At 68.4% G+C, this 26,537-nt stretch carries 25 protein-coding genes; 17 read left to right on the top strand and 8 right to left on the bottom strand.

Features of this window, described 5'->3' with window-relative positions:
- The first annotated feature begins 4 nt into the window (after window positions 1-4).
- From hpt to panC, 9 genes are all read left to right on the top strand, one after another.
- Window positions 5-556: a hypoxanthine phosphoribosyltransferase gene (hpt, locus tag AB5L97_RS01210; protein ID WP_307959199.1), complete on the top strand. Its 552-nt coding sequence runs from the start codon at window positions 5-7 to the stop codon at window positions 554-556.
- Between the two features lie 162 nt (window positions 557-718).
- Window positions 719-2,758 (top strand): ATP-dependent zinc metalloprotease FtsH, encoded by a 2,040-nt coding sequence (gene ftsH / locus AB5L97_RS01215; protein WP_369046157.1) that lies wholly within the window; start codon window positions 719-721, stop codon window positions 2,756-2,758.
- Between the two features lie 46 nt (window positions 2,759-2,804).
- Window positions 2,805-3,416, top strand: coding sequence for a GTP cyclohydrolase I FolE (gene folE / locus AB5L97_RS01220; RefSeq protein ID WP_374049318.1), 612 nt, complete (start codon window positions 2,805-2,807; stop codon window positions 3,414-3,416).
- Window positions 3,417-3,424: 8 nt separating this feature from the next.
- The gene (folP, locus tag AB5L97_RS01225; RefSeq protein ID WP_369046158.1) at window positions 3,425-4,330 is read left to right on the top strand and encodes a dihydropteroate synthase; all 906 of its coding nucleotides are present in this window, start codon (window positions 3,425-3,427) and stop codon (window positions 4,328-4,330) included.
- 6 nt (window positions 4,331-4,336) lie between these two features.
- Window positions 4,337-4,726, top strand: a complete 390-nt coding sequence (gene folB, locus AB5L97_RS01230) for a dihydroneopterin aldolase (RefSeq protein WP_307959197.1) — start codon at window positions 4,337-4,339, stop codon at window positions 4,724-4,726.
- Window positions 4,716-5,276, top strand: a complete 561-nt coding sequence (folK, locus tag AB5L97_RS01235) for a 2-amino-4-hydroxy-6-hydroxymethyldihydropteridine diphosphokinase (RefSeq protein ID WP_307959196.1) — start codon at window positions 4,716-4,718, stop codon at window positions 5,274-5,276. Before folB ends, folK begins: the two co-directional genes overlap by 11 nt.
- Window positions 5,273-5,779: a DUF3180 domain-containing protein gene (locus AB5L97_RS01240; protein WP_307959195.1), complete on the top strand. Its 507-nt coding sequence runs from the start codon at window positions 5,273-5,275 to the stop codon at window positions 5,777-5,779. Before folK ends, AB5L97_RS01240 begins: the two co-directional genes overlap by 4 nt.
- Window position 5,780: 1 nt before the next feature.
- Window positions 5,781-6,716, top strand: coding sequence for a Rossmann-like and DUF2520 domain-containing protein (locus tag AB5L97_RS01245; RefSeq protein ID WP_369047497.1), 936 nt, complete (start codon window positions 5,781-5,783; stop codon window positions 6,714-6,716).
- Complete coding sequence (gene panC / locus AB5L97_RS01250) at window positions 6,716-7,633, top strand: pantoate--beta-alanine ligase (RefSeq protein WP_369046159.1); 918 nt, start codon at window positions 6,716-6,718, stop codon at window positions 7,631-7,633. The genes AB5L97_RS01245 and panC overlap by 1 nt, the downstream gene beginning before the upstream one ends.
- A 10-nt stretch (window positions 7,634-7,643) precedes the next feature.
- Here the strand turns inward: panC and AB5L97_RS01255 are convergent, their stop codons facing one another.
- Entirely contained in the window at window positions 7,644-8,492 is an 849-nt protein-coding gene (locus tag AB5L97_RS01255) for an alpha/beta hydrolase (protein ID WP_307959193.1), read from the bottom strand.
- Between the two features lie 166 nt (window positions 8,493-8,658).
- On the opposite strand from AB5L97_RS01255, the gene lysS reads away from it, so the two are divergent.
- The 4 genes from lysS (at window position 8,659) to AB5L97_RS01275 (ending at window position 13,541) form a co-directional block, all read left to right on the top strand.
- Window positions 8,659-10,113, top strand: a complete 1,455-nt coding sequence (lysS, locus tag AB5L97_RS01260; RefSeq protein WP_369047498.1) for a lysine--tRNA ligase — start codon at window positions 8,659-8,661, stop codon at window positions 10,111-10,113.
- A complete protein-coding gene (locus tag AB5L97_RS01265; protein ID WP_369046160.1) occupies window positions 10,113-10,259 on the top strand; it encodes a hypothetical protein in 147 nt (48 codons plus the stop codon). Before lysS ends, AB5L97_RS01265 begins: the two co-directional genes overlap by 1 nt.
- 144 nt (window positions 10,260-10,403) lie before the next feature.
- Window positions 10,404-10,745: a histone-like nucleoid-structuring protein Lsr2 gene (locus AB5L97_RS01270; protein WP_307959191.1), complete on the top strand. Its 342-nt coding sequence runs from the start codon at window positions 10,404-10,406 to the stop codon at window positions 10,743-10,745.
- 273 nt (window positions 10,746-11,018) lie between these two features.
- On the top strand, window positions 11,019-13,541 hold the full coding sequence (locus AB5L97_RS01275) for an ATP-dependent Clp protease ATP-binding subunit (RefSeq protein ID WP_307959190.1): 2,523 nt from the start codon (window positions 11,019-11,021) through the stop codon (window positions 13,539-13,541).
- A gap of 115 nt (window positions 13,542-13,656) precedes the next feature.
- On the opposite strand, the gene AB5L97_RS01280 is transcribed toward AB5L97_RS01275, so the two are convergent.
- From AB5L97_RS01280 to AB5L97_RS01310, 7 genes are all read right to left on the bottom strand, one after another.
- On the bottom strand, window positions 13,657-14,607 hold the full coding sequence (locus AB5L97_RS01280) for a DUF6454 family protein (RefSeq protein ID WP_369046161.1): 951 nt from the start codon (window positions 14,605-14,607) through the stop codon (window positions 13,657-13,659).
- Window positions 14,597-16,201 (bottom strand): inositol monophosphatase family protein, encoded by a 1,605-nt coding sequence (locus AB5L97_RS01285; RefSeq protein ID WP_369046162.1) that lies wholly within the window; start codon window positions 16,199-16,201, stop codon window positions 14,597-14,599. Before AB5L97_RS01285 ends, AB5L97_RS01280 begins: the two co-directional genes overlap by 11 nt.
- Entirely contained in the window at window positions 16,198-17,355 is a 1,158-nt protein-coding gene (locus AB5L97_RS01290) for an ABC transporter ATP-binding protein (protein WP_369046163.1), read from the bottom strand. The genes AB5L97_RS01285 and AB5L97_RS01290 overlap by 4 nt, the downstream gene beginning before the upstream one ends.
- Window positions 17,356-17,363: 8 nt before the next feature.
- Window positions 17,364-18,188, bottom strand: a complete 825-nt coding sequence (locus tag AB5L97_RS01295) for an ABC transporter permease (RefSeq protein ID WP_369046164.1) — start codon at window positions 18,186-18,188, stop codon at window positions 17,364-17,366.
- The gene (locus AB5L97_RS01300) at window positions 18,188-19,177 is read right to left on the bottom strand and encodes an ABC transporter permease (protein ID WP_369046165.1); all 990 of its coding nucleotides are present in this window, start codon (window positions 19,175-19,177) and stop codon (window positions 18,188-18,190) included. The genes AB5L97_RS01295 and AB5L97_RS01300 overlap by 1 nt, the downstream gene beginning before the upstream one ends.
- Window positions 19,174-20,331 (bottom strand): extracellular solute-binding protein, encoded by a 1,158-nt coding sequence (locus AB5L97_RS01305; protein WP_369046166.1) that lies wholly within the window; start codon window positions 20,329-20,331, stop codon window positions 19,174-19,176. Before AB5L97_RS01305 ends, AB5L97_RS01300 begins: the two co-directional genes overlap by 4 nt.
- A 251-nt stretch (window positions 20,332-20,582) precedes the next feature.
- Window positions 20,583-21,803 carry an ROK family transcriptional regulator gene (locus tag AB5L97_RS01310; protein ID WP_369046167.1) on the bottom strand — a complete coding sequence of 407 codons (1,221 nt, stop codon included), beginning with the start codon at window positions 21,801-21,803 and terminating at the stop codon, window positions 20,583-20,585.
- Between the two features lie 195 nt (window positions 21,804-21,998).
- Here AB5L97_RS01310 and dhaK point away from each other — a divergent pair, with 195 nt between their 5' ends.
- From dhaK to AB5L97_RS01330, 4 genes are all read left to right on the top strand, one after another.
- The gene (dhaK, locus tag AB5L97_RS01315; RefSeq protein WP_307959078.1) at window positions 21,999-23,000 is read left to right on the top strand and encodes a dihydroxyacetone kinase subunit DhaK; all 1,002 of its coding nucleotides are present in this window, start codon (window positions 21,999-22,001) and stop codon (window positions 22,998-23,000) included.
- Window positions 23,000-23,674 carry a dihydroxyacetone kinase subunit DhaL gene (dhaL, locus tag AB5L97_RS01320; protein ID WP_369046168.1) on the top strand — a complete coding sequence of 225 codons (675 nt, stop codon included), beginning with the start codon at window positions 23,000-23,002 and terminating at the stop codon, window positions 23,672-23,674. Before dhaK ends, dhaL begins: the two co-directional genes overlap by 1 nt.
- The gene (gene dhaM / locus AB5L97_RS01325) at window positions 23,671-24,345 is read left to right on the top strand and encodes a dihydroxyacetone kinase phosphoryl donor subunit DhaM (protein ID WP_307959076.1); all 675 of its coding nucleotides are present in this window, start codon (window positions 23,671-23,673) and stop codon (window positions 24,343-24,345) included. The genes dhaL and dhaM overlap by 4 nt, the downstream gene beginning before the upstream one ends.
- Window positions 24,346-24,410: 65 nt before the next feature.
- Window positions 24,411-26,528 carry a S9 family peptidase gene (locus AB5L97_RS01330; protein WP_369046169.1) on the top strand — a complete coding sequence of 706 codons (2,118 nt, stop codon included), beginning with the start codon at window positions 24,411-24,413 and terminating at the stop codon, window positions 26,526-26,528.
- Window positions 26,529-26,537 lie beyond the last annotated feature (9 nt).

Below are 26,537 nucleotides of genomic sequence, written 5' to 3' on the forward strand. Positions count from 1 at the left end.
GCACGTGGAATCGACAGACGTCCAGTCAGACCTCAAGCATGTCCTCAAGTCCAAAGAGGAGATCCAGAACCGCATCGCGGAACTCGCCGCCGAGATCGACCGCGACTACGAGGGCCGCGACCTGCTGATCGTGGGCGTCCTCAAGGGCGCTGTCATGGTCATGGCCGATCTGGCCCGTGCCCTGCACTCTCACGTGACGATGGACTGGATGGCTGTGTCCTCGTACGGCTCGGGCACGCAGTCCTCGGGCGTCGTGCGGATCCTCAAGGATCTCGACACGGACCTCATGGGCAAGGATGTCCTGATTGTCGAGGACATCATCGACTCGGGCCTGACGCTCTCGTGGCTCAAGACCAACCTCGAGTCCCGCGGCACCGCGTCGGTCGAGATCTGCACGGCGTTCCGCAAGCCTGCCGCGGCGAAGGTCAAGATCCCCGTCAAGTACGTGGGCTTCGATATCCCCAACGAGTTCGTCGTGGGCTATGGACTCGACTACGCCGAGAAGTACCGCAACCTGGACTTCGTCGGCACGCTGGCGCCGCACGTCTACGAGTAATTTCGCCCTCAGCGCACCGGGGCGCGATGTTGCCCCGCCCGGGGAACTTTTGCGTCGGGCCATGCGTGAACGGTTCCGAACGGTGTCATGCTGTGGGCACAGTCTGGTGCGCCGCAGTACTGGTGTGCATGAGGAGAAGGGACGGGGCACTGCCCCGAGTTCATGAAAGTCAAGAGCTTCGTCAAGGGTCCGGGCGTCTGGATCATCGTCGTGATCGTCCTGCTGCTACTCGCCTTCGGGACGCTCGCGCCGGGCGGAAGCACCCGCGTGGACACCTCGGTGGGGCTGCAGCTCCTCAAGGACGGCAAGGTCGGTCAGGCCAAGATCTACAACGGTGACGAGCGCGTCGACCTGGTCCTCAAGGACAACTACGTCGTGGACGGCCAGGACAAGGGCAAGAACGTCCAGTTCTACTTCATCACGCAGCGTGGCAATGACGTCATCACCGCGGTGAACAACGCCAATCTCCCGCAGGGCTTCTCCGACCAGCCGGTGGAGAACAACTGGTTCAGCTCGATGCTGTCCCTCCTCATCCCCGTGGTACTGCTGGGGGCGCTGTTCTGGTTCCTCCTCTCGCGCATGCAGGGCGGCGGCAGCCAGGTCATGAAGTTCGGGAAGTCCCGGGCGAAGATGATCACCAAGGACATGCCTCAGGTGACGTTCGCGGACGTTGCAGGCGCCGACGAGGCGGTCGAGGAGCTCCACGAGATCAAGGAGTTCCTGCAGGAGCCAGCCAAGTTCCAGGCGGTCGGCGCCAAGATCCCCAAGGGTGTGCTGCTCTACGGCCCTCCGGGAACCGGCAAGACGCTCCTCGCACGCGCCGTCGCCGGCGAGGCCGGCGTGCCCTTCTTCTCGATCTCCGGTTCCGATTTCGTTGAGATGTTCGTCGGCGTCGGCGCTTCCCGCGTCCGTGACCTCTTCGAACAGGCAAAGGCCAACGCCCCGGCGATCATCTTCGTCGATGAGATCGACGCCGTCGGCCGGCACCGCGGCGCCGGAATCGGCGGTGGCAACGACGAGCGCGAACAGACCCTGAACCAGCTCCTCGTCGAGATGGACGGCTTCGACCCCAAGGCCAACGTCATCCTCATCGCCGCGACGAACCGTCCCGACGTCCTCGACCCTGCGCTTCTGCGTCCCGGCCGGTTCGACCGTCAGGTCCCTGTCGAGGCCCCGGACCTGCAGGGCCGCGAGCAGATCCTCACGGTTCACGCCAAGGGCAAGCCCATGGCGGGCGACGTTGATCTCCGGGGCGTTGCGAAGAAGACTCCGGGCTACACGGGCGCCGACCTCGCGAACGTGCTCAACGAGGCCGCGCTCCTCACCGCCCGCTCGAACGCGCAGCTCATCGACGACCGCGCCCTCGACGAGGCGATTGACCGCGTCATGGCCGGCCCGCAGAAGCGCTCCCGCGTCATGAAGGACCTCGAGCGCAAGATCACGGCGTACCACGAGGGCGGCCACGCGCTCGTCGCCGCGGCCCTGCGCAACTCGGCCCCGGTCACGAAGATCACGATCCTCCCGCGCGGCCGGGCCCTCGGCTACACGATGGTGGTCCCGGAGGAGGACAAGTACTCCGTGACCCGCAACGAGCTCCTGGACCAGCTGGCGTATGCGATGGGCGGCCGTGTCGCGGAGGAGATCGTGTTCCACGATCCCTCGACGGGCGCCTCGAATGACATCGAGAAGGCCACGAGCACGGCACGCAAGATGGTCACGCAGTACGGCATGAGCGAGCGGGTGGGCGCCGTCAAGCTCGGCCAGGGCGGCGGCGAGCCGTTCCTCGGACGCGACGCCGCGCATGAGCGCAACTACTCGGACCAGGTCGCGTACGTCGTGGACGAAGAAGTACGCCGGCTCATGGACCAGGCCCACGACGAGGCCTACGACATCCTCACCGACAACCGTGACGTCCTCGACCGCCTTGCCTCGGCCCTCCTGGACCGCGAGACGCTCAACCAGAGGGAGATCGCGGAGATCTTCACGGATGTGCGCAAGCGGGACTTCCGCGAGGTGTGGCTCTCCAAAGAGTCCCGACCGGTGCAGAACATCCCGCCGGTCGAGACCGAGGCCGAGCGCAAGGAGCGCGAGAACCAGGAGGAGGCTGCGGCCGCCAGGCGCGAGGAGCCGCTCGACGTCGGCATGGCGCACCACCCGCACGGAGAGCAGGAGTACGTGAAGGGCGATCGCGACGGAGAGTGACGGGCCTCAGGCCGACCTTCGAGCCGCGCACCGTTAGGATCTTGACGTGAATGACTTCGACGACGATGCCGTGTCCGAGCAGCCTCTGGGTGAGGGTATGGACCTCCCCCGCATCGAGGCGGCAGTCCGGGAGATCCTGATTGCTGTCGGCGAGGACCCGGACCGCAGCGGGCTCAAGGACACGCCGAAGCGGGTTGCCAAGGCCTACGCGGAGACGTTCGCCGGGCTCCGTCAGAGCCCGGACGACCTCCTCGCAGTCACATTCGACATGGATCATGAGGAGCTCGTGCTCGTCAAGGACATTCCGTTCTACTCGACGTGCGAGCACCATCTGGTACCGTTCCACGGGGTAGCCCACGTGGGCTACATTCCTTCGCATGACGGCCGGGTGACCGGGCTGAGCAAGCTGGCCCGCCTCGTGGACATCTACGCGCGCCGCCCTCAGGTCCAGGAGCGCCTTACCAGTCAGGTGGCGGATGCGATCGTGCACCACCTCCGGCCGCGCGGCGTGATCGTCGTCGTGAACTGCGAGCACATGTGCATGTCGATGCGCGGTGTCCGCAAGCCCGGCGCGCACACGGTCACGAGCGCCGTCCGGGGCCAACTGCATGACCCTGCAACCCGCGCCGAAGCCATGAGCCTCATTCTCGGAAGGTGAGTACGACGATGGACTCTCTCGCAGCAGCGCCCGGAACCGGGCCCAATACATCCCCGCTCCCGATCCTCCGCAAGCCGCGCGCCCGTGCGACCTTCGATGGCCTGCCGCGCGACCGCGCCGTGGTCATGGGGATCCTCAACGTCACGCCGGACTCGTTCAGCGACGGCGGCGAGTACGCGACCGCCGATTCAGCGATCGCCGCTGGCCTGCGCATGTTCTATGCCGGCGCCGACATCATCGACGTGGGCGGCGAGTCTACGCGGCCCGGCGCCGAGGAGGTGCCCGAGGACCTCGAGCAGGTGCGCGTGCTGCCGGTGGTCGAGGCGCTCGTCAAGGCCGGTGCGCTCGTCTCCGTGGACACCCGCCGGGCGAGCACGGCCCTCAAGGCCCTCGATGCCGGCGCGACCATCATCAACAACGTCTCCGGCCTCGCCGTGACGGACGAGATGATCCGCCTCGTCGCGGAGCGCAACGCCTACTACGTCCTCATGCACAACCGCGGCGACTCGAAGCACATGGACGGCCTGGCCTCCTACGGCGACGTGGTCGAGGACGTCATTGCCGAGACGCTGCAGATCCGCGACCGCCTCCGCGCCGGCGGCGTGAGCGACTCCCGGATCATCCTCGACCCGGGTCTCGGCTTCGCCAAGAACGGGCAGCAGAACTGGGAGCTCGTCAAGCACGTCTCGCGGTTCACCGCTCTGGGCCATCCCGTGCTCGTCGCGGCCTCCCGCAAGCGCTTCATCGGCGAGCTCCTCACGAGCGCCGGCAAGGCAGCCCCACCCCTGGCCCGCGACGCGGCGACCGCCGCGATTACCGCCCTCGCGGCGGCGGCGGGCGCGTGGGGCGTGCGCGTGCACGACGTCGCGGCGAACCTCGACGCCGTCAAGGTCGCCGCCCGGGCAAAGGTCTAGGGCGAAGTGGGCATCCGGCCCGACCTCATCACCCTGACCGGGGTCTCGGCCGTCGGGCACCACGGTGTGTTCGACTTCGAGCGGCGCGATGGGCAGCCCTTTGTGGTCGACGCCGTGATGCACACAGACTTCGGCGCCGCGGCGTCGTCGGACGACCTCGCCCGGACGGCGAGCTACGGCGATGTCGCCGAGAGGATCGTCGCGATCATCGAGGGCGAGCCTGTGGACCTCATCGAGACGCTCGCCGTGCGACTGGCCGACGCGATCCTGGCCGAGTTCGGTCCGCTCGGCATCACCGCCGTCGAGCTCACCGTCCACAAGCCCAAGGCACCGATCGCGGTGCCGTTCACCGATGTCTCCGTGACCGTCTTCCGGGAGGGCCGCGATGCTGTCTGAGTCCAATCAAGGGACCGGACCGGTCTGGACCCGGTCGGTCCTGGCGCTCGGCAGCAATCTCGGCGCGCGTGCAGAGACCCTCGCGGAGGCGGTCGCTGACCTCGTCGACCGGCCCGAGGTGCGCCTCGTCGACGTCTCACCCGTGGTGCACACCAAACCGGTGGGCGGACCCGACGGCCAGCCGGACTTCCTCAACATGGTCATGATCATCGAGACGACCCTCGGCCCCTACGAGCTCCTCGAGCACTGCCACGAGGTCGAGGCCAAGCACCACCGCACACGGGAGGTCCGATGGGGTCCCCGGACCCTCGACATCGACATCATCACGTACGGCAACCTCCGCCTCGATGACCCGGACCTCACTATCCCCCACCCTCGCGCGGCCGAGCGGGCGTTCGTGCTGTTCCCCTGGGTCGTCATCGAGCCCCTCGCCGTGCTTGAGGGCCATCCGGTCGTAGAACTCCTCGAGGACTGCGCGGACGCCGAGGGAATCGAAGGGTATGACCTGCTGATGGACTCAGAGGCGCCGACCGCGGGGGGAAACCAGTGAAGCCGCTCAAGCCGTGGGTGCTCGTGATGGTGGCCGTCGTGATCGGCCTGGTGGGCGTTGCTGCCAACTCCTTCGCGGGGCGGAGCTCCGCCCCCACACCGGTCCTGCCCATCAGCGCCCTCGGGTCGATGGCCGTGATTGCTGTCGTGACCCTCGTGCTCGGCATTCGGGTGCTCCGTTGGCGCACGGGCCACCGAACCCGCATGCTCGATCCCATCTTCGCGGCCAGGACCCTCGTGCTCGCGCACGCGTGCGCCTACGCGGGCGCGGTGCTCCTCGGGTGGCACGGCGGGGTGATCGCGGACCAGATACCCCTGCTGGCCACCCGCATCACCGCACCCGTCGTGGAGGCAGCGCTGTTCATGATCGCCGGCGGGGTCGTCATGGTCGCGATCGGCTTCATCGTCGAGCGGTTCTGCCGCATCCCCCCTGAGGACATGGGCGACGACGAGGGGCTCTCCGAGGGCGGCCGGGCGCCAGACACCGAGGGCGGCCTTGCCTAGTCTGCAGCGCCCCGGACGCCTCGGCATCGGGATTATCGGTGCCGGAAAGGTTGGCGCGGTCCTCGGCGCGGCACTGCGCGCGGCCCAGCACGCCGTCGTCGGCGTCTCGGCGGTGTCCGAGGCGAGCCGCGAGCGCGCTGAGCTGCTCCTGCCCGGCGTGCCGATCCTCGAGATCCAGGACATCGTGGAGCGTGCCGAGCTCGTGCTGCTCGCCGTGCCCGATGATGCGCTGGGGCCGCTCGTGGTCGGCCTCGCGAAGCTGGGGGCCTGGCAGCCGGGCCAGCTCGTAGCGCACACCTCCGGGCGGCACGGCGTGGGGATCCTCGCGCCCGTGCGGGCGGCTGGCGCGATACCGCTTGCGATCCACCCCGCGATGACGTTCACGGGGATGTCGTTGGACCTCGCGCGCCTCACCGACTGCTGCTTCGGCGTCACGGCGGATCCGGCGATGCTGCCGATCGCCCAGGCGCTCGTCGTCGAGATGGGCGGCGAGCCCGTGGTCATCGCGGAGGGCGACCGTGCCGCGTACCACGCGGCCCTCGCCCATGGGTCGAACCACCTCGTCACGATCACCTCGCAGGCCGCGGAGATCCTTGGGCGCATCGGCGTTGCGGACCCCGCAGCAGTGCTCGGACCCCTCCTGCGCGCCTCGCTCGACAATGCCCTCGCAGCCGGCGAGACCGCGCTCACGGGGCCGGTGGCGCGTGGCGACGCGGGCACGGTGGCCGCGCACGTCAGTGCGCTTGCGGAGTTCGCGGACGACGGCGCCGATATCCTTGACGCGTACCGGGCCATGGCCCACGCCACGGCCGTCCGCGCCGAGCGGCGGGGCCGGCTCAGCGCGAAGGCCCGCGCGGAGATCGAGAGGGCGCTCGAGGGCGCGAGAGAGTCCGATGAGGACAGGACGTCCGATAAGGACACGGAAGAGGACGAGTAATGCCCATCGAGATCGTGCACACACGAGCCGAGCTCCAGTCCGCGATCTCCCGGCACCTCGCGGGCAAAGACCGGCGCGGAGCCGAGGGAACTCCCTCGCTCGGACTCGTGCCCACGATGGGAGCGCTCCATGACGGGCACCGCAGGCTGGCCGAGGCCGCGGTGGAGGGGAACGACGTCGTCGTCGCGTCGATCTTCGTCAACCCGCTCCAGTTCGGCGACCCGGTCGACCTCGAGCGCTACCCGCGCACTCTCCAGGCGGATGCGGCGCTCCTGGAGAAAGCTGGCGTCGATGTAGTGTTCGCGCCCGACCTCGAGGAGATGTACCCCGGCGGGGATCCCCTCGTGCGGGTGACTGCGGGGCCGCTCGCGTCCGCGTGGGAGGGAGCGTCGCGCCCTGGGCACTTCGACGGCGTGTGCACGGTCGTCGCAAAGCTCCTCCACCTCGCGCTGCCCGGCTCGGCAGCGGGGGCGCCGACCGCATTCCGCGCGTACTTCGGGCAGAAGGACGCACAGCAGGTCGCGATCGTGCGGCGCATGGTCAAGGACCTCAACTTCCCCGTCGAGATCGTCTCAGTCCCGATCGTGCGGGCAGAGGACGGGCTGGCCCTCTCGAGCCGCAACCAGTTCCTCTCGGCGGCCGACCGCGAGGCCGCCCTTGTGCTGTCCAGAGCACTCAGGCTCGTCGAGGAGCGCGCTGCCGCGCACGAGCCGCTCATGCCGGATGACGCCGTTGCCCTCATCGAGTCGCAGCCCGGCGTCCAGCTGGACTACTTCGACGTCGTGGACACCGACACCCTTGAGCCGCTCGCCTTCAACTGCAGGGAGACCCCGTTCACGGGCGAGGCGCTGGCGATCGTCGCGGCCAAGGTCGGGCCGGTGCGGCTCATCGACAACATGCCGTTGCGAGCCCGCTGACCCAGCGCGGTCAGCTCGAGAAGAACTCCGCGAGCCGGTCCACGAGCGGCTTGGCCGGCCGCGTCGGGGCGTCATGGGCGAGCTTGGGCAGGACGTCGATGTCGGAGGCGGGCAGAATGCCGTCGAGCCTCCGGGCCGCTTCTCCGAAGTACTCGGGGCTCGCGCCGCCCACGAGGAACAGCGTCTCGAGGGGCAACTCGTCGAACCCCTTGGCCTCGGCGTCGGCGGCGATCACTGCGCGGATCTCGGCCGGGCCGGTCGGAAGGAGCTTGGACAGCTCCTTGCCGAGCGGCGTGCGGCTGCCGATCCGGTTCAGCACCGTGAGGATCGGCAGCGGAAGCTTGGCGATGGGGCCGGCGGTCTGGAGCCCGCGCAGCAGGACGGCGAGAGCCTTCTCCTCGTCCTTGGCCGCGAGGGCCGCCTCGAACTCCGGAATCCACTCGGCCTTGATACTGCCCTCGAACGAGATGATCGGGTCGTACACCGCGATCTGGCCGATCTTGAGCTCGCGCCCGGCATGCAGGACGATGCATCCGCCGTAGTTGTGGCCGAACACCGCGTCGCTCCCGGTGTGCTCGAGCACGGCGCCGAGGTCCGAGATCTCCGTGGCGAGCGAGTAGTCCGCCGGCTGTGGCGACGACGCGCCGCGGCCCCGGCGGTTGTACAGGTGCACGGGCGCCTGGAGCGCCTCGGCGAGCCGGAGCGCGAGTTCCTTGTACAGTTCCGCGGTCACCATCGATCCGTGCACGACGACGACGCCCCCTCGCGTCGTCATCCCGCCGTCTGGCGCGGTGAAGAGCTCGAGGGACGCCCCGTCGGGGGCGGTCACGGTGGACGAGGTCAGCTGGAGCGTGGCCATGCACCGAGCCTAGCGGCAATCGCTGGCTTACCCCATCCAGAGGCGCAGGGCCGAGAAGTGACAACCGTTAGAATTGAAGATTGTGACCGCAGAGAACGCCCCCACTGAGAACAGGCCAAGCGCTGAGAACAGGCCTGGCTCGGAGCCCGCCGACGCCAGCGAGCAGATGCACATCCGCCGCGACAAGCGTGAGAAGCTCCTGGCGAACGGCGAGGCGCCCTACCCGGTCACGCTTCCGCGCACGCATTCGCTCGCCGAGGTCCGCGCGAAGTACCCCGAGCTCGAGCCGGACGCGGCCACGGGGGACAAGGTCGGCGTCGTCGGCCGCGTGGTGTTCATCCGGAACACCGGCAAGCTCTGCTTCGCCACCCTCCAAGAGGGCGACGGCACGCGTCTGCAGGCCATGCTGAGCCTCGCGAACGTCGGCGAGCAGCGGCTCGCGGACTGGAAGGCCCTCGTGGACCTCGGCGACCACGTGTTCGTCTCGGGCGAGGTCATCTCATCCCGGCGCGGCGAGCTCTCGGTCATGGTCGACGCATGGCAGATGGCCTCGAAGGCCCTGCGCCCCATGCCGACCCTCCACGCCGACCTCAACGAGGAGACGCGCGTCCGCCAGCGGTACGCAGACCTCATGGTTCGCGAAGAGGCGCGCCAGATGGTCCACACGCGTGCCAAGATCACCAAGACCGTCCGCGAGACCCTCGAGTCCCGCGGCTATGTCGAGGTCGAGACCCCGATGCTCAACCTGATCCACGGCGGCGCGACGGCGCGCCCGTTCGAGACGCACCTCAATGCGTTCGACCAGCACATGACCCTGCGCATCGCCACCGAGCTGTACCTCAAGCGCGCCGTGGTCGGGGGCATCGAGCGGGTCTACGAGATCGGGCGGGTGTTCCGGAACGAGGGCGTCGACTCCACCCACAGCCCCGAGTTCACGACACTCGAGTGCTACGAGGCGTATGCGGACCAGTTCGTCATGGCCGACCGCATGAAGGAGATCATCCTCAATGTCGCCGACGTGGTGGGCACGCGGCAGATCGAGACCTCCGAGGGAACGATCGACCTCGACGGCGAGTGGAGGTGGCTCGGCGTGTACCCGGGCCTGTCCGAGGCGGTAGGGGAAGAGGTCACGCCCGATACCCCGCTTGAGCGGCTCCTCGAGATCGGCGACGCGCACGGAGTCAAGACCGACGCCCTGTGGACACAGGAGAAGGCCGTCATCGAGCTGTTCGGCGAGATCGTCGAGCCCACGCTCCTCAACCCGACGTTCGTGTACGACTACCCGCCCTCGGCCCAGCCGCTCGCGCGTCCGCACCGCGAGGATCCCCGGCTCATCGAGGCTTGGGACCTCATCATCGGCGGTATGGAGCGCGGCACCGCGTTCTCCGAGCTCATCGACCCCGTGATCCAGCGTGAACGGCTCACCGAGCAGTCGCGGCTCGCTGCGGAGGGCGATGACGAGGCCATGGCCCTCGACGAGGACTTCCTCCGTGCGCTCGAATACGGGGCACCGCCCATGGGCGGCATCGGTCTCGGCATCGACCGGCTGGTCATGCTCTTCACCCAGACCGGCATCCGCGAGACCATTCTCTTTCCCCTTCTCAAGCCGGAGGCCAACTGATGGATTACGTGCTCGTCCTTCTTCCCCCGCTCCTGGTCGGCGGAATATTCTGGTTCGCGATGCGCGCCATCTTCAATGCGGACAAGTCCGAGCGCGAGGCTCTTGCGAAGGCCGAGCGGGAGTACGGCGAGACCGGCAGCAATTGATCTCCTGATCTTCTGAGCTTCCATTAGTACCTTGTCTGCGTGTTTCTTTGACGCGTGGGCATTGTTGGCGGCATACTGTGTTTGTTTCCACCGGATGGCAATTCGTTATGGCCCACCCAGCGATGACACGGAAGAGAGCCTTATATGGCACAGAAGGTCCAGATCATTCTCGAGGACGACATCGACGGCGGCAAGGCCGACGAGACCGTCCGCTTCAGTCTCGACGGGTCCAGCTACGAGATCGATCTCTCGACGGCGAATGCCGAGAAGCTCCGCGGCGCACTTGCCGAGTTCATTTCCGCAGGCCGCAAGGCAACGGCGTCCCGCCCGAGTGCGGTTCAGCGTGCCCGCGCTGCATCATCTGGTGCGCGCAATTCAGATTCGGCGAAGATCCGCCAGTGGGCCCGCGACAATGGCTACAACGTGAATGCCCGCGGACGCATCCAGCAAGAGGTTCAGGAGGCCTATCACCGCGCCAACGGCTGATTTCGGTGTGAATTTGAGTATGGCCGCGGTTCGGCTGCGAGGAAATCCCGGTGCTGCAGCACCGGGATTTCCTGCTTCCCGGCCATCGGTGCCGCAAATATTCTCACGTGAGGCGCACGACGGCGCCCCGCACCGGCGCGCGCGAGGCGAGCGGGCGGCGTCGTGCGCGCGGTCTGCTGTTCACCCTGTGGCGAACACCCCTTTCGCGCGGCCCCCCGGCACGTAGCATCGAAGCTACGCAGTGCACCCAAGCTAAACCGGGGAGTTCGAGCAATGTTCGAGAGATTCACAGACCGCGCCCGTCGCGTGGTGGTGCTGGCCCAAGAAGAGGCCCGCATGCTTAACCACAACTACATCGGCACCGAGCACATCCTCCTGGGATTGATCCACGAGGGTGAAGGAGTCGCGGCCAAGGCTCTCGAGTCCCTGAGCATCTCCCTCGATGGGGTCCGCGAGCAGGTGCAGGAGATCATCGGCCAGGGCCAGCAGGCCCCGTCCGGCCACATCCCCTTCACTCCGCGTGCCAAGAAGGTGCTTGAGCTCTCGCTCCGCGAGGCGCTCCAGCTCGGCCACAACTACATCGGCACTGAGCACATCCTGCTCGGCCTCATCCGTGAGGGCGAGGGCGTGGCAGCCCAAGTGCTGGTCAAGCTCGGCGCGGACCTCAACCGCGTGCGCCAGCAGGTCATCCAGCTCCTGTCCGGATACCAGGGCAAGGAATCGGCCTCGACCGGCGCCGGCCCGGGCCAGCCCGAGGGCACGCCCGCGGGTTCGGTGGTGCTGGACCAGTTCGGCCGCAACCTCACCCAGGCCGCGCGGGAGAACAAGCTCGACCCGGTGATCGGGCGCGAGCACGAGATGGAACGCGTCATGCAGGTCCTCTCGCGCCGCACCAAGAACAACCCGGTCCTCATCGGCGAGCCCGGCGTCGGCAAGACCGCCGTCGTGGAGGGCCTCGCGCAGGCTATTGTGCGCGGTGACGTCCCGGAGACCATCAAGGACAAGCAGCTGTACACGCTTGACCTCGGTTCGCTCGTGGCAGGCTCGCGCTACCGCGGTGACTTCGAGGAGCGCCTGAAGAAGGTGCTCAAGGAGATCCGCACGCGCGGCGACATCATCCTGTTCATCGACGAGATCCACACCCTCGTCGGTGCGGGTGCGGCCGAGGGCGCGATCGATGCAGCGAGCATCCTCAAGCCGATGTTGGCCCGCGGGGAGCTCCAGACCATCGGCGCGACCACGCTGGACGAGTACCGCAAGCACATCGAGAAGGACGCCGCGCTCGAGCGCCGGTTCCAGCCGATCCAGGTGTCGGAGCCGAACGTTGCCCTCGCGATCGAGATCCTCAAGGGCCTCCGCGACCGCTACGAGGCGCACCACCGCGTGACCATCACGGACGGGGCCCTGGCCGCAGCCGCCAACCTTTCCGAGCGGTACATTTCGGACCGGTTCCTGCCGGACAAGGCGATCGACCTCATCGATGAGGCGGGCGCGCGCCTGCGCATCCGCCGCATGACGGCGCCGCCGGAGCTCAAGGCCCTCGACGAGCGCATCGCGGGGCTCAAGCTCGAGAAGGAGTCCGCGATCGACGCGCAGGACTTCGAGGGTGCCGCCTCGCTGCGCGACAAGGAGCAGAAGCTCATCACCGAGCGCGCCGAGCGTGAGCGCGCCTGGAAGTCGGGCGACATGGACGGCGTGGCCGAGGTGGACGAGGACCTGATCGCCGAGGTGCTCGCGAACTCGACCGGCATCCCGGTGTTCAAGCTCACCGAGGAGGAGTCGAGCCGCCTGCTCCACATGGAGGACGAGCTGCACAAGCGCGTTGTCGGGCAGGACGATGCCATCAAGGCCCTGTCCCGCTCGATCCGCCGTACGCGTGCGGGCCTCAAGGATCCGAAGCGCCCGGGCGGGTCGTTCATCTTCGCTGGCCCGACCGGCGTCGGCAAGACCGAGCTCGCCAAGGCACTCGCCGAGTTCCTGTTCGGCGAAGAGGACGCGCTCATCACGCTGGACATGTCCGAGTTCTCCGAGAAGCACACGGTCTCGCGGCTCTTCGGTGCCCCTCCGGGATACGTCGGATATGAGGAGGGCGGCCAGCTCACTGAGAAGGTCCGCCGCCGCCCGTTCTCGGTGGTGCTGTTCGACGAGGTGGAGAAGGCCCACGCGGACCTGTTCAACTCGCTCCTGCAGATCCTCGAAGACGGCCGTCTGACCGATTCGCAGGGCCGTGTCGTGGACTTCAAGAACACCGTGATCATCATGACCACGAACCTCGGCACCCGGGACATCTCCAAGGGCGTCATGACGGGCTTCCAGTCCGGCACCGACACCAAGACCGGCTACGAGCGCATCAAGGCGCGCGTGACGGAAGAGCTCAAGCAGCACTTCCGCCCCGAGTTCCTGAACCGTGTCGATGACATCGTCGTGTTCCCGCAGCTGACGCAGGAGGAGATCATCGAGATCGTCGATCTCATGATTGCCCGCCTCGAGCAGCGGCTCAAGGACAAGGACATGGGCATCGAGCTCACGCAGAAGGCCAAGGTCCTGCTCGCCACGCGAGGCTACGACCCGGCCATGGGCGCCCGCCCGCTGCGCCGCACGATCCAGTCCGAGATCGAGGACCAGCTGTCGGAGAAGATCCTCTTCGGCGACCTCTCTGCCGGCGACATCGTTGTGGTGGATGTCGAGGGCGACGGCGACGACGCGAAGTTCACGTTTGCTGGAACTCCGCGCCCTGAGGTCCCTGAGGTCGTGTCCCTGGCCAAGGGCCCGGGCGGCAAGGAGATCGGCGCGTAGCGCTCCTCGGGGGCTTCGAGCACGCACGACGACGGCCCCCCGCCTCTTGGAGGCGGGGGGCCGTTGGCGTCCGATGAGTTGCCCAGGACGGGGCTCCGTCGTGCGATTCGGGTCGCTACGCTGGCCCCATTGTCCCTGCGATCTCGTGGAGGGCTCCGGAGGGCCGCCTTGGGGCGACGCTGTTGACCACTCGGTAGGTGAGGATCTCGGTCCCAGCCACCTCGTCTCCGTCGTCTGGGGCGACGTGCAGGAGCGGGGTGCCGTCCGAATCGCGGGTCAGGACGAACGGGTTCCGCAGGACGCTGTGCCCCGCGGCGCTGAACACGGGGACAGGGACCTCGGCCTCGATCCTGCGCGCGGAGAAGTCCAGGACGGTTAGCCCTCCCAACTCGTACTTCGCCCCCTCCGCGTCGGGAAGCTCGGCGATGCCCCCACAGATGAGCCGCGACCCTCCGTCGTACTGGGCTTCCTGGAAGTCGACGTGCCAGCTCGGGTTGTCCCAGACCTCAGACTCGCGGACCGCTGCTCCGGCGTCGAGGTTCCAGCGGTAGAGGCGGCGCGAGCCCCAACTGGCCCCGTAGAGCGTGCCTGATTCCGGGGCGGGCGCGAGCCATGTGATGTGGTCGTCGACCTCGAAACGCTCGGTCAGCTCGAGGCTGTGCGGATCGAGCGTATAGACGACGCTCCGGCTGTCGGCGCGGTATTCGCCGACGGGCACCCAGAGGAGCGATCCCGCATGGTCGATCCCGCTCGGGTGGTACGCGTCACCGTCGCCCACGATGAGGTCCGCGGCGAGGGTCCCATCCGGTTCGATGACGAGCACATGCCCCCGGCCTCGTCCCGGCGTTCGGCGAGCCGGGTCACCGTCGGCATCGGGGAGGGGGCGGGGCGGATCGAGCACTTCAACCGTGGTGAGGAAGATGCGACCGGCCGCGAACGCCATGCCCTGAGGGTGGTTGGTGGCGAAGCGCAGAGGCAGGCGATGGACGAGTTCGAACCGGGTGCGCCGGGTCCATGTCGCGACCTCCGCAGAGAGGCTGCCATCACGTACTGGTTCAGACCACATGGCTCACCTCCCTGGCAGCCCGTCGTGCAGAGGACCAGACCGCGTAGAGCTCGGCCGCATAGTCCGGATGCGCGGCGAGGAACGCGCGCTCCGGCCAGGCCGTCTCCTGGCCGGCGTCATCGAGGATGACCCCGCCAGCTTCGCGGATGATCAGGGTGGACGCAAGGTGATCGACCGGGCTGAAGCGCTCAATCGCCGTTCCCACGCCCCGCCCGGCGGCAGGACCGGCAACGGCAAGTGCCCCGGATCCCATGAGGCGCGCGGTGCAGAAGCGTTCGCGGAGCCCAGTGAAGAAGGCGTCCATGCCGGGCCACGAAGCGTGGCCCTCAAGCTCGGTGCAGACGATCTTCCCGCTGAGGTCGGAGCGTGTGCCGGTGGTACGGATGTCGAGGCGGACGCCGTCGGCTTCGGCGCCGTAGCCGGCGACGGCTGCGAACACGTTCCCGCGCCATACGTCGGCTACTACGGCGACGAGGGGCTCGTGGTCGATGGCGAGGGCGAGTGAGAAGGCGGTCCATGGCATGCCGTTGGCGAGGTTCGCGGTCCCGTCGACTGGGTCGACGTACCAGCACGGGACACCCGGCGCCGGGGTGCCGCCGAGTTCTTCGCCGACCACGAGGTGGCCGGGGAGACGGGCGGCGATGACCTGGCGGACGTGCTGCTCGACGGCGAGGTCCACTTCGGTGACGTGGTCGGCGGGGTTGGCCTTGGTCGAGATGACCCCGAGGTTGGCTTGGCGGGTGTAGTCGATGGCCCAGAGGGCCAGCTCGTGGGCCACGGCGGCTGCCGCCGCGAGCTCATCGCCCGGGAGGTGCCTCGGGTGCGGTGCCGAGGCCCACGCGGCCGGGCCTTCGGCGATGACGGTCCGGAGGACGGAGAGGCGGTTGGTGGTGACGGCGTCGGCGCCGAGGGCTAGTGCCCAGCGCATGCCGTCCTCGGAGTCCACCGTCCAGCACGCCACGAGGACGCCGGCGGTGTGGGCGGCGTCGACGAGCGCCTGGCTGAGGACGGCGTAGTCGGAGTTGACGGCGTGCGGGCGCAGCCGTGCAAGGAGCTCGGCCGGCGGCAGGTCGCGGCGGTTCCAGGGGAGCCACACGCTCGCGTCCGCGTCGAGGCCACGCACGATCGTCATCGCCTCGAGGTTCCCGCACCAGGCGACGCGGGCCGGTTCGGTGCCCGCTGCGCGCGCGTCCTGGGCATGACTGCGGACGACGGCGACGCTCGCCTGGGCGGGGCCGGGCTCGTCCATGTCGATGAGCAGCACCGAGCCGGTGCCCGCGACCGCGTCCAGGGCGTCTGCCAGCAGCGGGATGCGGTGGTCCTTGCCTTCGCCCCGGCCGAGGGCCGCGACGTCCGCCCAGTCCACGTCCCCGACATCCCGCGGGTCCTCCCACATCCGCTCGAGGGTGGGGTCGTGGAGGAGCACCGCGTACCCGTCGCGGGTGAGCCGGACGTCGACCTCGACGAAGTCCGCGCCGGCCTCGACGGCCGCCCGGACGGCGGCGAGGGTGTTCTCGCGGTGCTGCTCCACGTCTCCGCGGTGCGCGGTCACCAGCGGCGCGGCGGCCGTCGTGGGCGACGTTGCGTCGTTCACGCGCCGTCCCCCGTGGTGGCCAGCTTGCCGTCTTCGAAGGTGAGCCATTTGGTGATCCGGGCGTGGCCCTGTGTCCCGACTGGGGGCGGGTTGCCTGTGACGTAGCTGCGCAGGCTCGCGTCGTCGCGGGTGAGGTGGACCTCGGCGAAGTGCCCGCGGGGGACGACGCGGTGGACTGTGGCGGGGATCCCCTCGCCGCCGGTGCTGTGCTTGGCGGCGTCGGGGCCGTCGGGGGTGAAGAGGACGTCTTCGGGGCGGATGCCGACCACGCCGGTGCCGGGGACGATGCGGCCGTCCTGGAGGCGGCCCTGGAGGCGGTTGAGGCTGCCGATGAAGGTCGCGACGAACTCGGTGGCGGGGGTGCTGTAGAGCTGGGCGGGGGTGCTGAACTGCTCGATCCGGCCGGCGTTCATGACCGCGATCCGGTCCGACATCGACATGGCCTCCTCCTGGTCGTGGGTGACGATCAGGGTCGTGATGCCCAGGCGCTGCTGGATCTCGCGGATGTCCTCGCGGACCTTCACGCGCAGCTTCGCGTCCAGGTTGGACAACGGCTCGTCCAGCAGGAGGAGCTCGGGCTCCTGGACGAGCGCGCGGGCCAGGGCGGTGCGCTGCTGCTCCCCGCCGGAGATCCGCGCGGGCCGGGAGTCCCGGTGGTGCAGCAGGTTCACCAGGGCCAGGGCCGCGTCGACGCGCTCGGCGATCTCTGCTCTGGGCCGCTTGCGGAGCCTGAGCGGGAAGGCGACGTTCTTCGCGACGGTCATGTGGGGCCAGAGGGCGTAGTTCTGGAAGACCATGGCGCTGGGGCGCTGCTCGGGGCCGAGGTGGACGACCTCGCGGCCGCCGACCTTGATGGATCCCGAGTCGGGGGCCAGGAAGCCCGCGATCATGCGCAGGGTGGTGGTCTTGCCGCAGCCGGAGGGTCCGAGCAGGGAGACGAGCTCCCCCGGCTGGACGCTCATGTCAAGGCTGTCGATGATGGTCCGCCCGCCCAGGGCCTTGTGCAGGCCGGTGATGTCGAGTCCGCCCCGGCGGGGCCCGGGCGCTGCGCCGGGGCCGGCTGTGCTGGGCGTCCCCGACTCGGCTGTGCTGGGCGTGTCGGGGTCGGCTGTGCTGGGTGTGGCGGGGGCGGTCGGGGTCGTGTTGGTGGTCATGGGTGCCTCTACTTGATCTGGAAGCCCTCGGCGAGCTGGCCGCCGACGATGTGCTTGTGCGCGGCCAGGAGCAGCGCGACGGAGGGGATGGCGAGCAGGATCGAGAAGACCGCCGCGACCTGGGTGGGGTAGTTGAGCACGAGGGTGTACATCTGGGTCGGCATGGTGAAGTAGTCCGGGGCGCCGACCAGGTACGTGCCCTGGGCTTCGTCGAACGAGGCCAGGAAGCTCATGATCGCCGCGACGAGGATGCCCGGGAGCGCCATGGGAAGGGTGACGCTGGAGAACACCCGCAGCTTCGACGCGCCGGCGTCCCGCGCGGCCTCCTCCAGGCTCCTCGGGACTGCCGCGAACGCCGCCGAGGGGATCCACGTCATGAACACCACGGTGCCCAGCAGGTGCACGATCAGGATGCCCAGGATCGAGTTCATCAGGTTGAGCGTGTAGAACAGCGCGGCGAGGGAGACGAACAGGCCCATCTTGGGGAACGCGTTGGCCGCGAAGAGCCCGATGAGGAAGAACCGCCGCCCGGGGAACTCGAAGCGCGCGAACGCGTATGCGGCCGGGAGGCAGATGAGCGCTGAGGCCAGGACGGTGACCGGGGCGAAGAAGAGGGAGTTCTGCACCGCGACCCCGAGGGCGTTGTCGCTGAAGACGAGTTCCCACCACTTGAACGTCCACCCGTCCGGGGCCAGGTTGGGGTATGTCCAGTTCGTGGCGAAGGCCCGCACGGCCAGCCACAGGAGCGGGCCGATGATGAACACGGCCATGGCAACGGCGAACAGGACGGCAAGGGTGCGGGTGATCGCCCGGCGTGCTGACTGGTTCTGCATCACACGGCCCCGCTTTCCCTGGCCGAGCGGAAGTTCGCCCACACATAGACTGCGGCGATGCCCGAGGCGATCGCGAACACGACGAACGCCATGACGACGGCCTGCTGTGGCTGGTTGAAGGCCGAGAAGTAGTTGGACATGTCCACCCCGAGCATGTTCGGCGAGTTCGGGCCCGTGAAGTACGGGACGGTGAACGAGCCCAGGATCCCGATGGCCGTGAACGTGGTGGCGATGATGATCGGCACCCCGGCCATCGGCACCACAACGCTGATGACCACGCGCCAGAAGGAGGCGCCGGCGTCGCGAGCTGAGTCGATCATGGCCTGCGGGACCGCCTGGAGCCCGGACGTGATGAGGAGGGTCGCGAAGGGAAGCGACGTCCACACCGAGCCGATGACCACCGTCACCATCGTGAAGGACCAGACGGGGAAGTCCACGCCGAGCTGCGCGGCGACGCTGCGCAGGAACCCGTCCGCCGAGTAGAACCCGAGGATGGCCCAGGACGCGATGACCACGGGGATGAACAGGGGGATGACCGCCAGGGCCGAGAGGACCTTCCCGATGACCCCGCCCACGAACTTGAGGTACAGGCCGATCCCGGCAGCCAGGAGGATCACGACGGCGGTGCTCACCACGGTGACGATGACCGTGACCGCGAGGTCCCCGAGGAACCTGGGATTGGTGAACATGTCCGCGTAGGCGCCGAACGTGGGGCCGCCCTGGGCTTCGTGGACATTCTGGCCGATGAGCGCGATCGTCCGGTTCAGTCCGCCCGTGAAGCCGAGGCTGAAGGCGAACGCCAGGACGATCGGGAACCCGATGAACAGGGCGATGAGGAGGATCGGCGGCAGCGCCATGGCGAAGCCGGCGGCCCGGCCCGCCCCGGCCCGCTGCCGGAGCGAACCGGCAGGACGGGCGGGGCGGGTACCGCCGGGGCGGACGTCGAGGTCCCCGCGGTCCGTGGGGACCGCTGTGGACTGAGAGGTCACTGGCCGGGGACCTTCTGGTCCCAGAGGTTGTTCATGTCCTTGGACATCTGGTCGAAGTACCCCTTGCGGAGGTTGTTCGTGTCCGCGTTGGCGAACCTGTCCTTGACCTCGGAGGGGAGCTTGCCCAAGGCGATGGCCGGGTAGCCGGAGATCTCCTTCACGATCTCCGCCTGCTGCTCGGGGGCGAGGACGAAGTTGGCCAGCTTGAGCGCGGCCTCCTTGTTCGGGCTGTTCACGGGGACGCCGAGGTAGGCGGCGCCTCCGGTGAACGACGGGTCCGAGATCTGCGCGGCCTTCACGCTCGCCGGGATCGTGCCGTTGGCCGAGCCCGTGATGAACTGGTCGGACCAGACCGGGGCCATCGAGATCTGGCCGCTGGCCAGCAGCTCGAGGGTCTGCTTGTTGCCATTCGGGTACACGCCCTTCTGGTACACGTACGGGTTCAGGCCCCGGAGCGTCTCGAAGCCCTGATCCCACGTGGACTCAAGGTCCTTCTCGTAGCCCACGGTCATCTTCTGTCGCGCATCCGCCGGGACGTACCTGTCCAGCACGGTCGCGGCGAACGCCGCACCCGACCCGCCCGACTTCGGCGAGTTGTAGGTGAACTTGCCCGGGTTCGCCTTGATCCATTCGAGGAGCTCGTCCAGGGTCTTCGGCGGGGTTGCCACCGTCTTCGTGTCATACGCGAGCAGGACCGAGGACCCGCGGTACGGGATACCGCCGGTGCCGCCGGCCTTGACCACGTCCGCCGGGACATCGGCCAGGGCCCCGACCTTGCCCGCGTCCACCGGCTCGAGGAGGTTCGCGCCCGAAGCCTTGGAGACGAACCCGCCGTCCACCAGGTCGAAGTCGGCGTCCTTCTTCTGCTCGACCGAGCTCGTGAGCTTGGCGAGCGTCTGCGCATCGTGCTCGCCGTGCAGGTCGATCTGCACCTGGACCCTGTACCCCGGGTTCGCCTTCTCGAAGGCAGGACCGAGGTCCTTCTCCCACAGGCTCTGGATATTCGTGTCACCGCTGATGAAGACCTTGACGGTCTTGATGCCGGCATCGCCGGCGTTCGTCTTGGCAGCCGTACTGCTCTGGGCACAACCTGACAGGGCGAGCCCCAGCGCGGCCACGGCCACGCCGGACCGCAGTGCGGATGTGAACTTCATGTGTGTCTCCTATGTGAGCTTGGCGGAAGGCTCAAGCGGGGGATGGGATGGAGTTTCTTCAGGGGGGCACTCAGCAGGGGCGAAGACAATCTTGAATTGCCGACATTGCTAGGGTCAAGAAATTTTTCAACCGATGGCCGACGCTGGGGTTACATTCTCATTAACATTCGCTCGACTTCGGCGCGAAGACTTTTTGGGCATGTCAATAGTGCATGTGTCGAATAACCGTGAGAATGAGAGCAGAACTCGCGCTAGGCCGTTTGCCCAGTGGCTTGCAGAGAATTCGATATCGAGTCGTCGACCGTCTGTGCAGCGAACACCTTGCGCATGACCAAGGTTGCGAGCCCTCTTACGGCGCTCCTGTCATCAGGAGCCCCCGCATCGACTGCGAGCCCGTCCGATATTCTCTCGACAACGTCGGTGAGCACTCTTTCACGGACGCCGTCAATGAAGACCGGCAGAGAACCTATTCGTCCTCCTAGGACGAGGCGGTGTGGATTGATCGTGGTGATGGTGGCGCTGAGGGCGCTTCCGAGAATGTCCGCGGCAGAACGCAGGATTTGATTAACCTCCTCGTCTCCCTGTTCTGCGGCCACGCGGATTTCATCTAGGCCGAGGTGGCGATTGCTGGAGAAATTATGTGAAATTGCGAGTCCCGAGCTGAAGGCCGCGAGGCAGCCGTGGCGCCCGCATCGGCAGATGGGCCCCTCACGGGCCATCCGGATGTGGCCAATGCTGCCAGCGGCACCGCGCGCGCCTCGCAGAATTGATCCGTCGATCACGATTCCGCACCCGATTCCGGTGCCCACCTTGACGTAGACGAGGGTCTCGTCGTCGCCGGACCGTTCACCGAGCGCGGCGGCCATGGCGTCGTTCTCCACTACGAGGGGGACGTCCCAGGTTCCGCCGAGTAGGGTGACGGCCGCGTCCGCACGCCATGTCGGGACGGTCGTCGCATGCACGAGGCGACCGGTCCCGGCCTCGATCGGCGCCGGGAAGCCAACTCCGACTCCGATGAGACTCTCGCTTGCTTCCCCGCTAGCCAGGAGTGAGTGTCCGGCCTCGACGAGCGGCGCGAGCACGTCTTCGGCGGGATCCGCGATGTCGTGATCAAGGGTCACTGATCGGAGGACGGAGCCGTCGGTGTCGGCGACGCTGGCGGTGGCCCGCGTCTGGCCAAGGGCGAGTGCGAGGATGACGCGCCCGCGATCGTCGAAGCGGATGTTCCGGGAGCGGCGGCCGCCCGTTGCTGCCAGTGCTTCCGCCTCGTAGACGTAGCCCGCCCGACCGAGTGCGTCGAGGCGCTCGTAGAGCGTTGCCCGAGACATTCCGGTTGCGGAGAGCAGTTGCTGGCGGGAGAGGCCTCCTGCCGTGCGGATCAGTTCGAGGATGCGCCCGTGGGACGCTGCGCCCTGGGCAACGCCGAACTGTCGATCTGACACAGTAGCCTCCTCCAACTTCCGTTCAAGCATCAGACAAAAGCTTGCGGGTGTCAAGGCGTCCTCCCGGGCGACCACAGCGCATGGCGCCCCATCCCATCAGGGTGCAGGGCGCCATCGTGCGTGCGCTGGCCAAACCCAGTTGGCCTGTCCTTGTGCCGCGCCGCCGGGGTACGCTCCAAGAACACCCGTGCAGACCGTCCGAGAGAGACGTGTGAAGGAGCGGATATGAAGAAGCTCATCAACGATCCCCAGAAGGTGGTGGACGAGTCGGTCGAGGGTTTCGGCCTCGCCCACTCGGACCTCGTGACCGTTCACACCGACCCGATCTTCATCGGCCGCGTGGGCGGGGCAGTGCCGGGCAAGGTGGGCCTTGTCTCGGGCGGAGGCAGCGGCCACGAGCCCCTCCACGGAGGCTACGTGGGCAAGGGGATGCTCGACGCCGCAGTCCCCGGCCCGGTCTTCACCTCACCCACCCCCGACCAGATCGTTCCGGCGACCCAGGCCGCGGACGGAGGCGCCGGCGTCGTGCATATCGTGAAGAACTACACGGGCGACGTCCTCAACTTCGAGACGGCCGGCGAACTGTGCGCAGCCGAAGGCATCGAGGTGCGGACGGTGCTCGTCAATGACGACGTCGCGGTCGAGGACTCGCTCTACACTGCCGGACGGCGGGGCGTGGCCGGCACGGTGCTCGTGGAGAAGATCGCCGGTGCCGCGGCGGAGCGGGGCGACACGCTCGATGCGGTCGAGGCCGTGGGCCACAAGGTCGTGGCGAACGTCCGCTCGATGGGCCTTGCGCTCACGCCGTGCACCGTCCCGCACGCGGGCAAGCCGAGCTTCGATCTGGCCGAGGACGAGATCGAGATTGGCATCGGCATCCATGGCGAGCCCGGCCGCCACCGTGTGGGCCTCGAGCCCGCCGACGCCCTCACCGAGCACCTCCTGACCCCAGTGGTCGAGGACCTCGGGATCGGCTCGGGCGAAAAGGCCCTGCTGTTCGTCAACGGGATGGGCGGAACCCCGCTGTCCGAGCTGTACATCGTGTACCGCAAGGCGGCCCAGCTGCTCGCGGACCGGGGAGTTGCCGTGGAGAGGAGCTTGGTGGGCAACTACATCACGTCACTTGAGATGCAGGGCTGCTCCGTGACCGTGCTGCGGCTTGATGACGAGCTCACCGAGCTGTGGGACGCCCCCGTGCACACTCCGGCTCTGCGGTGGGGCGCCTGATGGCGGGGCCTGACGGGCGGCTTGACGGGGCTTGGGCCGAGCGTTGGCTGCGCGAGAGCGCACGGGTCATCGCCGAGCACCGCGAAGAGCTCATCGACCTTGACCGCGCGATCGGCGACGGCGACCACGGCGAGAACATGGACCGGGGCTTCAAGGCGATCGTCGCGAAGCTCGACGACGAGTCTCCCGACTCGGTCGCGGCCGCGCTCAAGATGGCGGCCATGATGCTCATGAGCAAGGTCGGAGGGGCGGCCGGGCCGCTCTACGGGACGGCCTACCTGCGCGCCTCGACGGCGGTTGCCGACAGCGATGCGCTGGACGGGCAAGCCGTGGCCGCGATGCTCGCAGCGGGCCGGGACGGCATCGTGGCGCGCGGCAAGGCCCAATCCGGGGACAAGACGATGGTAGACGCGTGGACACCAGCCGCCGAGGCCGCGGTCACTGCGGACCCGGCGGACGGGGTCGCCGCGCTGGTCGCCGCGGCCGACGCCGCCGAGACCGGTGCCGAGGCGACCAAGCCGCTCGTCGCCCGCAAGGGCCGAGCGAGCTATCTGGGCGAACGCAGCGCGGGGCACCTCGACCCGGGCGCGGTGTCGTCTGCGCTCATCCTGCGCGCGGCGGTGACGGCTGCGGAGAGCGGAAGCGGTGCGGGTGGACCAGGGGCTGGGGCGTGACGCCGGTCGGGCTGCTCATCGTCTCCCACAGCGCGCGCCTCGCAGAGGGCGTCGTCGAGGTCGCGGCACAGATGGGCGAGGGTGTCCCGCTCGTGGCTGCGGGCGGGACGGATGACGGCGGCGTGGGAACCTCTTTCGAGAAGGTCATGGACGGCATTGTGGCTGCAGACACGGGGGAGGGCGTCGTAGTCCTGACAGATCTCGGATCCGCCGTCATGACCGCCGAGTCGGTGCTCGAGTTCCTTGACGACGAGCAGCGTGCGCGCGTCCGCATCGCCGACGCGGCGCTCGTCGAGGGGTCCGTCGCGGCCGCTGTTGCATCGAGGGCCGGAGCGGGGCTCGACGGGGTCGTGCGCGCGGCCGAGGAGGCCGTGCGAGGGGCGGAGGCGGAGGAGCCGCCGGAGATAAGCGAGCCCAGCGAGTCGGCGGTCCTGACACTCAAGAATCCTCTGGGTCTGCACGCGCGCCCCTCCGCGGTCCTCGCGGGGCGGCTCTCCGCTTACGACGTCCAGGTGACGGTCAACGGCGTCGACGGCCAGTCCGTCATGGCGCTCATGGCGCTCGGCGCCGGCCAAGGGCAGCAGCTCGTGGTCGAGGCCGCGGGGCCGGACGCCGCCAAGGCTGTCCGTTTTGTCACGGCGCAGGTAGAGGCGGGCTTCGGCGAGCTCTGAAAGAACTGTTTCACCAATAGTGAACGGATCTGTGCTTTGCCTCACATTGTGGGTTGAATCGGGGCATGACTGCCGAGAGCGCCGCCGAGCCTGCACCCGAGACCGCCGCCGAGCCTGCACCCGAGACCCCATTCCACGATCTCGACCACTACGTCGCGATCCCGCGGATCTCCGGGCTCGCGATGAGCCCGGACGGCGCGCGACTCGTCACCACTGTGGCGACGCTCAACAGCAAGAGCACTGAGTACCGCACCGCACTGTGGGAGGTCGATTCCACGGGCGCGGTCCCGGCGCGCCGCATCACGCGCAGCGCCAAGGGGGAGGCTGGCGCCGCCTTCGCTGCGAACGGCGACCTCTTCTTCACCTCGGCCCGGCCCGACCCCGAGAAGCCGGACGAGGACCCGGTCAACGCACTGTGGCTTCTGCCGGCCGCGGGCGGAGAGGCGAGGGTCGTGCTCAGCCGGGCGGGCGGCGTCGAACGCGTCATCACCGCCCTGAGTGCGGACGCGGCGTTCGTCCAGGCCTCCACGCTGGCCGGAAGCACGGATGAGGCCGACGACGAGGCGCGCCGCAAGGCCCGCAAGGACGGCAAGGTCGCGGCGATCCTGCATTCCTCCTATCCGGTGCGGTACTGGGACTCCGATCTGGGGCCGGGGGAGCCCCGCCTGTTCGCAGTCGAGAAATCGCAGGGCGAGCCGGAGCCCGGCAAGCCGAGCACCGTGGACGAGGGGCCGTCACTCGAGCTGCGGAACCTCACCCCGGACATCGGCGCGGGCCTGCGCTTCGGCGAGGCGCACGCGAGCCCGGACGGCCGGACGCTGTACACGTCCGTTGCGACGGCCCTCGCGAAAGGCGACCTGCGCAGCGAGCTCGCTGCGGTCGACGTCGCCTCCGGCACCGTTCGCATACTCCTCTCCGAGGACCGCATGGACTATCTGGCCGGACCGGTCAGCCCGGACGGGCGTACTGTCGCCGTCGTGGTCGAGCCGCACACGACTCCGACCAGCGCCTACCGGTCGGAGCTGCACCTGCTCGATGTCTCGACGGGGCAGCTGCGCCGCCTGGCCCCGGAGTGGGACCGCGTGGCGCATCCCGCGGCGTGGCTGCCGGACGGCTCGGCGCTGATCGTCACTGCTGACGACGCCGGCCGCTCGCCTGTGTTCCGCATCGACGTCGCCACGGGGGTCGTGGCACAGACGACGCACGACGACGCCGCGTACACCGACGTCGTCGTCTCGCCTGATGGGTCGAGCGCCTACGCGCTCAGGAGCTCGTACCTGTTCCCGCCCGAGGTGATACGGATCGACCTCGGCACGGGCGAGGTCACCCGCCTGCAGAACCCGGCCGCGCGGCCCGAGATCCCGGGCCGACTCGAGGAGGTCACGACGACTGCGTCGGACGGCACCCCGCTGCGTGCGTGGCTCGCGCTGCCCGCCGAGCATGGAACCCATGAGGCCCCTCACCCCCTGCTCCTCTGGATTCATGGCGGTCCGATCGGCTCGTGGAATGCCTGGACGTGGCGCTGGAACCCGTGGCTGCTCGCCGCCCAGGGCTATGCGGTCCTGCTCCCGGACCCAGCGCTGTCGACGGGCTATGGGCAGCGGTTCATCGACAGAGGCTGGGGTCGGTGGGGCGCTGAACCCTTCACGGACCTGATGGCCATCACCGACGCGGCCCTGCAGCGCGACGACCTTGACGCCGGGCGGACGGCCGCCATGGGCGGATCATTCGGCGGGTACATGGCGAATTGGGTGGCGGGCCACACCAACCGCTTCCGGGCCATCGTGACGCACGCGAGCCTGTGGGCGCTCGATTCGTTCGGACCGACGACCGACATGGCGCTGTACTGGGCCAAGGAAATGGACGAGGCCATGATACAGGCCAACTCCCCGCACCATTCGGTCGGCGAGATCCGCACGCCCATGCTGGTGATCCATGGCGACAAGGACTACCGCGTGCCGATCGGCGAGGGCCTGCGGCTCTGGTGGGAGCTCCTCTCGGCCTCACAGCTCGCCGCGGACGACGACGGGAAGACCCCGCATCGGTTCCTCTATTTCCCGGACGAGAACCACTGGATCCTCAAGCCGCAGCATACGAAAGTCTGGTACGGCGTCGTAGGAGCCTTCCTCGCCGAGCATGTGCTGGGGGAGGCCCGGGAACTGCCGAAGGAGCTCGGGCTATAAGCGCTTGGC

The sequence above is a fragment of the Sinomonas sp. P10A9 genome, from assembly GCF_041022165.1.
Taxonomy (GTDB): Bacteria; Actinomycetota; Actinomycetes; order Actinomycetales; family Micrococcaceae; genus Sinomonas; species Sinomonas puerhi.